At 30.5% G+C, this 12612-nt stretch carries 5 protein-coding genes and 1 pseudogene; all 6 read left to right on the forward strand.

All coding sequences use genetic code 11. From position 1 onward, the window contains the following. Positions 1-3269: ankyrin repeat domain-containing protein (locus NF27_RS05505; RefSeq protein WP_039456806.1), on the forward strand; the 3269-nt coding region annotated here is incomplete at its 5' end. A gap of 127 nt (positions 3270-3396) precedes the next feature. Next, entirely contained in the window at positions 3397-5046 is a 1650-nt protein-coding gene (locus tag NF27_RS05510) for a hypothetical protein (RefSeq protein ID WP_039456810.1), read from the forward strand. A gap of 74 nt (positions 5047-5120) precedes the next feature. Beyond that, positions 5121-11615 (forward strand): tetratricopeptide repeat protein, encoded by a 6495-nt coding sequence (locus tag NF27_RS05515; protein ID WP_039456813.1) that lies wholly within the window; start codon positions 5121-5123, stop codon positions 11613-11615. A 39-nt stretch (positions 11616-11654) separates the two neighbouring features. Next, the gene (locus NF27_RS13160) at positions 11655-11837 is read left to right on the forward strand and encodes a colicin D domain-containing protein (RefSeq protein ID WP_084212822.1); all 183 of its coding nucleotides are present in this window, start codon (positions 11655-11657) and stop codon (positions 11835-11837) included. Beyond that, a complete protein-coding gene (locus tag NF27_RS05520) occupies positions 11834-12277 on the forward strand; it encodes a hypothetical protein (RefSeq protein ID WP_039456814.1) in 444 nt (147 codons plus the stop codon). The genes NF27_RS13160 and NF27_RS05520 overlap by 4 nt, the downstream gene beginning before the upstream one ends. Before the next feature lie 153 nt (positions 12278-12430). Then, positions 12431-12593: pseudogene (locus NF27_RS11825) on the forward strand (transposase); the annotation flags it as partial. Between the last annotated feature and the right edge of the window lie 19 nt (positions 12594-12612).

Raw genomic sequence — 12612 nt, forward strand, 5'->3', positions numbered from 1 at the left:
AATCATTAAGCAAGGGATCGAATATAAACACAAGCGGAGAATATAATAAGACAGCTTTGGTTTATGCATGTGAAGCAGGCAGATATGAGGTTGTTAAACTACTTATAGAGAGGGGGGCTGATGTTAAGGTATTGAGCCAAGGTGAGCGAACTTTACTTATGAATATATGTGCTGCTCAACAAAGTAATGATGAAGGAGTAAGTGAAGGAAGATTAAAGCTGATTGGGTATTTGATAGAACAAGGTGCTGAGGTAAATGCTAAAGACAGGGAAGGTATGACGGCACTGATGCATGCGTGCATTAGTGGGCAGTTAGATATAGCTGAGGTATTAGTTAGGAGAGAGGCTAACGTTAATGTAGCAAATGCAATAGGAAGGACTGCTTTAATGATAGCCGGATATTATGGTCGGTTGGATATAGTCAAATTATTAGTTGAAAACGGAGCGGATATTAACGCGAAGACTGAAGCAGGTTGGAAGATAATAGAGGGGTTATTACACGGTGAGCAGCCTGAAAATATAAAACAAATAGTAGAATATTTAATAAGTAAAGGAGCTAAATTAGATATACATAGTGCAATAAAATTAGGAGATATAAATAAGATAGATGCTTTTAATAAAAAAGAACTTGAAGTAGTTAATCAGGATGAGAGAGGAGGAGCAATACATGCAGCAGTAAGAGCAGGCAGGGTGGATATATTGGAAATATTAAGGAAGAAGGGATTAAACTTAAATCAAATAGATGTATATGGGCGAAATGCACTTCATATAGCCTGTGAAGTAGGAAAAGTTGATATAGTACGGTATTTGGTCAGAGAAGGACTTGATATAAATGCGATTTATAATAAGCAAACACCGATACAGATAGTAGTGAGTAGAGGCAATCTACAAATGGCACGTATGCTAAGGAATGCAGGAGCTAAACTTGATTTAGAGAGTATGGTAGCATTGTATGATAAGCACTCTATATCACATTTTTTAGAAGGCTATAATGTAGATTATGAAACTAAGGATAAATTATTATATTTATGTTACAAATATAATCGTGTGGAAATAGCAAAACAATTAATTGAAGATCATAAGATTAACATTAATGTAGAAATAGAAGGAGTAAGAGGGATCGATATAGCATGCGAGTTAGGAAATGCAGAGATAGTTGAGCTATTGATGAAGTATAAGGGAAGTAATGGATTCGACATCAATGATAATAGTGAAGAGCCTTTATTATTTAAAGCAATAAGTAACAATAGAGAAAGGGTAATAGATATATTACTAAGTAATGGAGCTAATCCTAATGTTATCCATGGATGGCTGAAAGAAGATGTCTTACTTTATGCGATAAGGATGATTAATAGAAACAAAATTGATATTATCAAATTAGCCAAAAGGCTAATTGAGAATGGAGTCGATATAGGGCATATGGATAATAGGGGTAATACTGTTTTACACTATGCAGCTGAAGAAGGTAATGAAGAGTTGGTGGAAGTAATCATCTCAGGATTTAAGAATATAAAGAATAAAGCAGGTAGAAGAGCTTATGAGATAGCTAAAGAAAAAGGGCATAATATAAAGATATTGGAAGAAAGTGAAGAAGAGATATCTCTACTTGAAGACATGGAAGATTTTGTAGAAGTTGTCAAACCGAGTAGTAAGAATAAAGAGAAAGAATACAGAGATAGGAAGGAACAAAATGAGGCAGAAGAGCTATTAACAGCTAGCGCTAATGGAAATGATAGGAACTTATTAATAGACGGGCATGATAGGTACTGGTACAGTATTAGCGATGGATTTAGATTATTAATGCATACAAGAAAAACAAGGTTAAAATATGATAATGTAGTTAATGAAGGAGAAGAATATAGCGCATATAGAGAGAATAGAGAAGGATTGTTTATAGCTGATCCTTACCATGTACTTAACTTTAGAGAGAATTTTGAAGACGATATTAGGAGGCTTTCCGGTCAGCAAGTAGGCATTGAAGGATGGAGTAAACCAATTAACACAATAATAATTCCTCTTCTTGACGGCTTACATTGGAGATCAATTAGAGTAACAATGGATTATGAAAATAACAAAATAAGCATATTATGGGATGATCCCTATGGTAGGAATAGTTTTCCTGCTGAATTAAAAGACTCAATTAAGCAATCAATAATAAAAACAATTAGTGCATTATGTGAGGCGGAGATAGAGGTAGAAGAAGTAGAGAAGATAATAGATCAACAAGGAAGAGGGGTAAACGGATACGACTGTGGGCCTATAGTGTTCAGTAACATAAATGATTATGCGATTAGCAGTAAATCTAATAAAGAATTTATTAGAGCGGATAAACATGCATATACAATTGGAGAGTATAGTGAAAAGTTACATAATCAGAATATGAGAGGTTTAAGAAGATTTGATGCAAGGCATTATGCTGAGATGTCAGGTATGAATCTTAGTAGTGTAGAAAATAGAAGAGCTGAAATAGAGACGAAGAATGCACAATCATTACAAGATAAGGTAGGGGGAATTAAATTAGAGTTGTTGAGTGATAAACAGCTGGAGCGAATAAATAGCTTGCCCACCTTATATATAAGTATGATATTTGATATTGTAGAAAATAACAGAACATGGAAGGGAGAGAGAGCTGGAGAAGCATATTCTACAGAAGAGTTAAGTAAGGCTTACAACCATGTTATAATGTACAAAGAACAGATAGAAAACTTATGTACTAATGAAGTTATACATGATAATTCGAACATCCATACAAACAGTAATAGCACTGCCAGTATTAATGAGCGAGGAAACCAAAGAAGAGAAAGTACAAGAAATATAAGCAGTCCTTCTTCCAGCAGTAGTAGCGTAGGTAATAAAAAAGATAAAGACTGTATAGTAAGTGCTGTTTACTCGGCAAGTTATAATAATCCTATATTAAATGATAAGCATGTAGATAAATTACTTGAAGCAGCAAACTTAAACTATGGAGCTGAAGGAGTAGATAAGCTAATAGAGATAGGAAGTGATATAAATAATTACAAAAAATTTCAAAGCTTAAGAACAATAGTAAGTGATGATGTAGCTGTCAGATTATATATAAAACAAGAGTTAGGTAAGGAACAAAATATTAATAAGGGCTTTATAGAAAGATTAGGTATTAATCACTCTGCTATACAGGTTTTAAGCTTATCAGAAAAATCTAATCAAAACTTATCATATACAAAAAAGCTCTACCAAGAAGCTGAGCTAGTAGAGAGTAATAAACAGAAAGCAATAGTAAGAAACAGCTAGAATATGAAAGTAGGGATAAAGCAACTTTTATCCCTACTTTATATAATCATCCTTTTGCATAAGCGAGAACAAAACTACATAAGGGAACAAATAGGGGTAGTCTAATCAAATATAAGAAGGTCTTGATATGAGAGAAGACATTAGACAATTTGCACCCTACGAAATAGGAAAAATCCTAGATATTAAAGATATAACATTACGAAAGAATATAATTATAGATATTCTTTGTAACAATGGGCTTGTGTGGCAAAGAAGCGTAGAAGATATAGTATTACTTGAAAGACAATTCAGACAACTCAAGTTCTTATACGGGTTAGTTATATATAATGCTGAACTATTAGGTAAGAAAATATCTGAGTTCATGGATTTAGCCTGGGAAAGCACGGTTGGAATAGACGACAGATTATTGTCTAAGAACATACAAAGAATGGTAAGCCAGGAAATAAAATCAAAGATTTTAAATGAAGGTGGTCCAACCATACTGGAGATTACAAAATCATTTTTAACTTATGAAACCGAGAGACAAAAAAAGCTAAGAGCAGAGCTTACCAAAAGAACGGATAGCTTTGTTAAGCGAATAAGGAATGAAGATATAAAGCTAATAAAGATAAAAGATCCGCAAATTCCTGAAGGAGAGGAGTTTATAGATAGAGATGGAATATACCAAGGTTTAGAAAAAAACATGATAGCCTATGCTACGGGGAATAATTACAGAAGATCGAGTAGTGGTAGTAAGTATAATAAGCCGGAAGGAAGACAGGAGATATATGATGCTGCAAGAGTAGACTTAGCAACTATAGGCAGTAGGAAGATCATAATAAGCTCAATATCTGACGGGCATATGCATGCAATGGATGAGCAGCAGGACAGACAAATAAAAGAAATAGCAAATTTAGGATGTAAGTTAGGAAATAGAGAACTGACAAGTATTATAAATAAATATTGGAGAGAAGTAGGGATTAATAACGAAGATAAGGGAAAAGAGAAAGAAAAAATAGTAAAAAGAAATTACAACTTTTCTCCTAAGCTATATAAGCTTGCAACCGGTAATGAAGAAGATTTAAGTAAATATGAGGAAACATACTTACATGACATAGTTAAAAATGTGCTAATTAGAATGTCAAATAACCAGCCAAAGAATAATTTTGAACATGCAGGACTTACTACGTATGCCGTATGTATTAATGGGGAGAAAATCATAAGAATTACCGGCTTTTCCATCGGAGATCAAATGGTAGTCGGGTATTCTCCAAGCCAGGGGTTTATAAATATAGCTCCTTCAATAAGGTTAACGGGTGGGCCTGACTATTGGAACCATATAAGAAGTGAAATTGAAAATGATGAAGTGCCGTTCTTAACCTTTGATCGCCTATTACCGCTGGATACTATTATAATTTCCTTAACTGACGGGATATTCGATATGCTGTCGGAAGGTTGTTTGATGCAAGAAGAACTAGGGAGCTTTGAATCATTTGGTAAGCCAAAACCAAGTGTATATGTAGAAAGCATAAATATTGAAGAGATGAATAAGTTATGTAGAACAAATTTAAGCAGTGTGGAAGAAGTAAAAAATTGGCTACTGGATATAGTAAAGGAAACCATAAAAAATAAAGAGGACAGTAAAGCAGAAGACAAAGCTATAGAGATTGGAGATGATACAACCATTATAGCTATTAATGTAAGAGAAGTAATTGGAAAAAGTAATTCATTATTAAGGTGGAGTCAAAGAGAAATAGTAGATAATAAGCTTAGAGGTAAGGAATTTGGGTTCGTCTAGAGTAGGAAAACAAATGAGGCATTTAAAAATATTAACTAAAGAAACCCAATGATTATTTAATTTAGGTATAATATATGATTAGCAGAGAAGAATTAGAAACAAAATATAGTACTAGTAAAACAATTATAAATGAACTCAATGAGATAAAGTTAAAAAGCAATGCCAGTGGAGAAATAAAACTTAATAGCATTAATAATCTCCAAGAAGAAGATAATGATCGTAAACTAACGCTAAATATAACTCCCCTACATAAAGCAGTCCATCAGAATGATATTGAAAAGGCTGGAGAGTTGGTTAATAGCTTAATAAATTTAGACCAAATTGATATAAACGGAGACTCTGCTTTAATATTAGCTATTAAGTCTAATAATGTCGAAATAGCAAAAATTATAATTGAAAAGGAGTTAGCTTTTTATGCCAGTAAAATAAATGCTGAAGTGCTTGCATTCATAAATTTAGGTAATACAGCATTATGTGAGGGTAATGCAGAAGCTATAAAACATTATAATGCAGCGCTTATCCTTGCTGAAGAAAAGGAGGACTTAATTGGGATATCATACTGTATAATTAAACTAGGTGATTATAATTTGTATAATAATAAATATGATATAGCTGCTATGAATTATAGCTCAGCTAGGGTATTTGTTGAAAGGCATAATGAGTTTAAACCTTTATTTCCAAACTTAATTTTTAGATACAAGCAGCTTAGTTTAGAAACAGGATTTATAAGGCAAATCTGTAAAAATCCGATAGGTATACCTAAAATAAATTATGAATGTTATACAGAAAAATTATCTAATTTAAGGAGAGAAATTGAAGAATATTTGCAACTGAGTGATATTTCAGCAAAGCATATTTTAAAACATAATACAAGTAGTACAATAACTATACTTGCAAGTATGATAAGTGATTGTATTAATCTATTGGGTACCCCGCCATGTGATTATGCTATACTAGGATTAGGCTCTATGGGTAGAGAAGAAATGGGGCCTTTTTCCGATATAGAATATGCAATTGCAGTAGAGATAAATACCCAAGAAACACGAAGATATTTTTATCAACTAATAGATTTACTTGAGTTAAAAATAATAGCTTTAGGGGAGACAGCATTTTCATTTCCATTTAAAAAAACTCCTATCTCAATTACCAAGCGAGGGTTTGGCCTTGATGGCGGAGGGACGCCTAAAGGTAGAAGTGAATTATTTGGCACAGTGAGGGAATTATCTTTATGGCACACTACTAAAAAATTTGAGGAGGACTTGCTTCCTTCTAACATGCTTAAAACAGTAATTTTAATACACGGTAGTGAGATATTATTAAATCAATATGAAAAGGAAACACAAAGAATTTTGTCTTCGATAGAAAAAGAAGGATGGTTAGGAAGTAAAAAACATTATGTTAGAGAGGGGCAAGCACTATCATTGATGGAAGGGGATATAAGGCAATTCGGACCTAGATTAGGTACAGAAAAGACCGAGAAATATTTTAATATTAAGATGGAATTATATAGGTTAGCAATCAACCTTATTGCATATTTAGCGTTATACTATGGAATTGAAGGCAAAAATAGCTGGGATAGGTTAGACCAATTATTAAAGTTAGGCATAATTAATGCTAAGGCATATACTAACTTAAATAAATTGATAAACTTTGCAACTAGAATGAGAGTAAAGACACACTTATTTTATGGCCAGGAAGAAGAGAATATCTACCATAAACTTTTGATAAAAGAAAGTTTAGAAAAGTTAGAAATAAACAATATTTATGAAATTAATGATGAAGAATTAAAGCAATTAGAAGAATGTTATAAAGTCCTCATACCAATTAATAAGGCCTTAGAGCAGTTTGTTACAAGTAAAGGAAAAAAAGATTTTAGAAATAATGATTTATATGAAGATAGTTTATATGTACAAGCATATGTTGCAGAAAAGAAATTAGATTATAAGCGAGCAGAAGAATTATATAAAAAAGCTCTTGATATTAATCCTGAAGATATTGATTCGTTACAAAACTTAATAAGGCTACAAAAACAATTAGGTCTAATTAATGAAAGCGATAAATTAGCTAAAAAATCATTAAGGTTAGTACAGGAAAGATTTGGGCTTAATCATTCTAAAGTTATAATATTTTTAAATATTATTGGAGAAGTATACTTTGAACAAGGTAAATATTTGAAAGCAAATGAACAATACCAGCAAGCCTTAAAAATTAGTAAAGAAACATATGGAGAAAAGCATTCTGAGGTTGCTAATATATTAAAAAACATTGGGGATATATATTTTGTACAAGCAAATTATGATGATGCAATTAAGTCATATTACAAATCATCAGAGATTATAGATAAACTCAGTAGTAAGGAAAGCCCAGAATCTGCAGTGCTTTTAAATTGTATTGGGGAAGTCTTAACTAAACAAGCACAATATAAAAAAGCAGAGATATCTTTTTTAAAATCAATAAAAATTTGTAAGAAAATATATGGTAAAGATCATCCTGAGATTGCTAATTCATTGCATCATCTTGGGAATATTTATGAGCAACAAGGCAATTTATTAAAAGCACATGATTATTATAGACAAGCTTTAAACATTAATGAGAAATTATATGGATATGAACATCCAAAAGTTAATATTTTATTACTACAAATAGGAAGCATATTAGAGGAATGTGGTTTTGATAATACAACACAACTTCTAGAACGGTGTACTTTAGCATTAGAGGTTAATACGAATATATATGGTGGTGAACATCCAAAAGTTGCTGACTCTATAGGTAACCTTGCAACCGCTTATTATAATCATGGAGATTATAATAATGCTTATGCACATTATAGCTTAGCCTTAAATATGATAGAGAAATTATATGGTGATAGCCACCCACTATATATACAGCTAATTATAAATAGAGCATTAGTGCTTTCATCATTAGGAGAATATGAATCAGCTTATACAACTACTATTGCTGCTTTAAATAAAGTTATGCAAGATTACAGCAATAATTATCCTTTAATCGCTCGATCTTATAATGTACTTGGGCATATTCTTAAAGATCAAGATAAATATAAAGAGGCTGAAGAGTATTACCTTAAAGCTTTTAGTATTTACCAAAAAACATATTCTAAAAGCCACCCTAAAATTGCTGGTTCCATGCTTTTCCTTGGGGAAATATATGAAATACAATTTAATCTGCATAAAGCAAAAGAGTATTATTTAAAATCATTAGATATTTTTGAAAAAATATATGGAAAAACTCACTCAAAAGTTATACGGCTAAATATTATAGTTGCTAAAATATATTATCTCAAACAAGAATATTTTGAAAGTAAAACTAAATATAATACTAACTTAAAACGTTTTAATTCAAATTTAGCTTTTTTAAACGCTAATTCCGAAGGTGCCCTTGCCGAAATCTATATACAATTCGCGCTTTTTCTTTTACTACATGCTCAAACTATACCTATACAAGGTAATAATCGGCTTTTTAGGATAATGTATAGTAAAGAGCTAAATGAATCTATTCCATTATTAGAAGCAAAAAAGTGGTTTTTCAAAGCTTTGGATATAAATAAAAAGATTTATGGAGAGAAACATCCTAAAGTTGCTGAAGTTTTAAACCATCTTGGAAAGATAAGTTATAACCAAGGTAATTTTAATGAAGCTGAAGCCTTATATTTACAAGCAATAGCAATTCTAAATAATAGTGCAATTAATAATACGTTCGGTGAGAATCCTAGTATTGTTAAATATTTTACAAATCTAGGTGACGTATTTACAAAACAAAATAAATATTTAGATGCAAAAGAGAGTTATGCAAAAGCATTGAATGTATTAGGAAAATCATTCGGACAGGAAAACCTTAAAGTTGCTGAATTATATGCTAAATATGGTGAGTTATTTAATGCTCAAAATGATTTTTCGCAAGCTGTTAAATATTATCGATACTCAATTTCTATTTTAGACAAATTATTTGGAGAAACATATCAAATAACAGGTTTATATTTATTTGCTCTTGCAATGATTTACTATAAACAAAATAAACATCAAAAAGCTTTAGAAGCTTTAAACAAAGCTTTATCTATATTAGATAAAAAAGTCGCTACACTCAATATAGTTTACACGGAATGCACTAATTTGATAAATCAAATAAATTATATTCTAGACTTAGAAAATAATAAAGAAACTGAACAAACGCTTGTAAAGCTTGCCGATATACAAACTTTACAATTAACTTCTAAATATGAATTTAGTGAAGATAAAAATAATTTAACATTTTATATTAACCTTACATCCAAAGAAGAACTAAAGCTGTTTATAAAATTCTGTAATACACAGTTTTCTAACTTACTTATTACAAATAGTATTGCATATCAAGAAGGTAGCTTAACAGAATTACTGTTTGAAGTTAAGGCCTTTTCTCTGCAGGTTTGTCCGGCCTTTAGGAGTTATATTAATAGCCAATTAAATAATTTAAAAAATAATGTACCAAGGTCAAAATCAGATCTTATAACAGAAATGTATAAGCTTTCTTTTTTATTTCATAATATAGGGCTTTTTCAATATAATTTAAAAGAATATAGCCAAGCTATTTTGGACTATACTTGTGCTTTAAAGATGTTAGATATAGAGCCTAATAAGCAATCCAGACAATATATTGCTGTAACAACCACATTTCTTAAAAGTATTAAAGAATGCTATATTGAATTAGCAAACAATTATTTCTTAGAAGAAAATATAGAACAAGCGAAAGCAAATTATGATGTAATCAGATTTGAATATACTGACATTAAAGCTCATATTAATGAGGCACTGCTATCTTATAAGGCAGGCAATATAGAAAGATCGATTCAGCATTTTAAGATTATAACTACTTTAAAGACGGAAAATTCTATAACTTATAACCATATTTATATTCTAAATAATTCATTAGTTATTATAAAAGATTTATTAGGAGAAACGCATCCAGATTATATAAGATCATTAAAAGTAATTGCTAAAATATTAAAAGACAAAGGAGAGCTTAATCAAGGGGATAAATATTTACAGCAAGCTCAAGTTATAAGAGATAAACAAGTAGAGAGTAACAAAATAGTATATAAAACAGGTGCAAACATTGAAGATATAATCAATCAAATTAAAGATATAATTGATATTGAAAATAAAGACTTTGAATATGCTAATGCTTTGTATAAGACAGGAGGTTTTTTAATTCAAAATAGTAGATTTGAAGAAGCATTGGAAGTTTCAAAGAGAGCCCTAGCTGTATTTGATCAAGAACATCCTTATTATACTGATACTTTATACAATATTGGGTACGTTTTAAATGCTCAAAAAAAATATGAAGAGGCGTTAGGTTATTTTAAAGAATGTTTTGAGGTTGGAAAAAATATACCTAGTAAATCATATTCTAATTTTCAGATTTTATATAATATTAGTGAATTATTAAAGTATTTAAATCGTATAGAAGAAGCTTCTCAATATTATATTTTATCTGCGAAAGAGATTTTAAACAATTATACTGATGAAAAATATTTAAGTTATATTCCTAACCTTGTTAACCGTATTATTGAAATTAGCCCTTATTTTTGTAATCATGAAAAACTAAATATACTTATAAATTTATATGAACTAGGTTCTCAGCTTGCGCCACGATTAAATTATATGAAACATAACTTAGCTTGTTACTATCATATAAAGGCATTTAACCTAAAATATATAGGTGAATTTGAGCAATATATAGAATATGTTAATAAGAGTTTCTTGGTATTTGAATCAATATTATCTCTTGGCTCTAATGAAATTATAAACTCTAGCTTTTATACAGAATATGCAATGTTTCTAGTTAAACATCATAAAGTAAATAACCACCAAGAGTATACAAAGATAGTAGAATTATTGAACAGAGCAATTAAGTTGCAAGGTGATGATTCAGGGTTGTCATATAGCCGATTAGAAAAGCAAACAGTAGTAGAATCAATCCAAAAAATTCTGGATGAGCAAGATACTATAAGTATAACTCCTTATATTTTAGCATACTACCTACTAATAAAAATACATATAGTACATAGTAATATAGAAAAAGCAAAGGAAGTGCTAAAAGAGTTTAATACAATCAATTTATCTACATCCACTGGTAGTAATAATATAACCCAAGTTTTGTATAAATGTGCTTTAGAAGAATTAAAAGAAGAAATCTTAAATAATAAAGGTTATCAAAGCTTTTATAAAAGGCTAAATATTAATGATGTTTTCCAATGCATTACCCACCTTTCGTGGATCATAGCACCTTTATCCCAGTCATTAAGAAGTAAAGCTATTAGACAAGACCAAATTTCTTTTGAAATTAATAAAGATGATGATTATTTCTCATATCTACCTATGGAACTAATAACGTATATAATATCCTTTTTACCGGAAGCTAAGGTTATACATTTATCAACAATAGAAGAAATATTTTCATATAGGTTAATAGGCCGAACTGAAATAAAAAGCTTACTCCAAACATCAGAGCAGATTAATTATACAGAAAGGCTCCAGCATGAACAAAAACAGCATTATTGTAATCTATTAGGATAATATTAAATTCAAATTAAACTATCTGATAAACGAGAGCACATTAAGCAGGATGATATTATAGTTATAGCAGGAACACACCGTGGAACTGAGAAGGTTATTCATTATTTTGATGAGAAAAAGGGAATAAATGTCATGAAGGACTTAGAGGGTAACTTTGTTAGTGGATGGAAATTACATCCAAGCCAAATTCAAGAGCTAAAAGATAGAGGTAATATAAGATGAAAAGTACTGTGTATCAAAATAAAATGTTTTATTATAACTTAATGCAAGATTTTGTGAAAAACAAAATTTCAGGAAGAGAATTTCAACAAACATTTTTAAAAAATAGGACTGCTGATCTTAATAAAGATCAGGCAAGAGGTTATTATGATTATTCTGATAAAATGATTGTACCAAATAATATAAAGTTATTTAGAGAAGAATACGCCTGGAAGTTATATAATAATTTTGATGAATTGGTAAAAGGTGCAGAAAAATATGGTGTTAAAGGCGAGGAGTTTTTTACGCCAATATTTAATTGTTTACAAAGCATAGATATAGAAGACTTTTGGCCTAGAGATGATGAATATTTTGAAGAAGATGAAAACATAGATGAAGATGAGCTAAGAAGACGAGTTAAAGAAAAGCTCAGGATTCTAGATGAGAATAAGGATAAGTGGTAGAGAGATACTATGAATAATAACTAAGTCTAGGAATCACCAAAATTCTGAAGATAGCAGGAGCAATGATATCCAGCTCTCAGCTTAATGAAGAGACAAGTTTTACTGATCACTTATATAATATTATAAAAGCATTATTAAATTAAACTTATCAAGTATAAAGCTTTAGGGGTTAACAGTAGTGGCCATAAAGAGTTGTTAGGCTTATGGATTAGCCAAAATGAAGGAGCTAAATTTTGGTTATCAGTATTAACTGAGTTAAAGAACCGAGGGGTAGAAGAAGATATTTATAGCTTGTGTTGACGGTTTGACCGGATTCTAGAGAAGCTATATCTACA

The organism is Candidatus Jidaibacter acanthamoeba, from assembly GCF_000815465.1.
GTDB lineage: Bacteria > Pseudomonadota > Alphaproteobacteria > Rickettsiales > Midichloriaceae > Jidaibacter > Jidaibacter acanthamoebae.

Coding starts and splice junctions, on each gene's coding strand:
- NF27_RS05520 (WP_039456814.1), top strand. CDS start 11,834: ATGAAAAGTACTGTGTATCAAAATAAAATGTTTTATTATAACTTAATG.
- NF27_RS05510 (WP_039456810.1), top strand. CDS start 3,397: ATGAGAGAAGACATTAGACAATTTGCACCCTACGAAATAGGAAAAATC.
- NF27_RS05515 (WP_039456813.1), top strand. CDS start 5,121: ATGATTAGCAGAGAAGAATTAGAAACAAAATATAGTACTAGTAAAACA.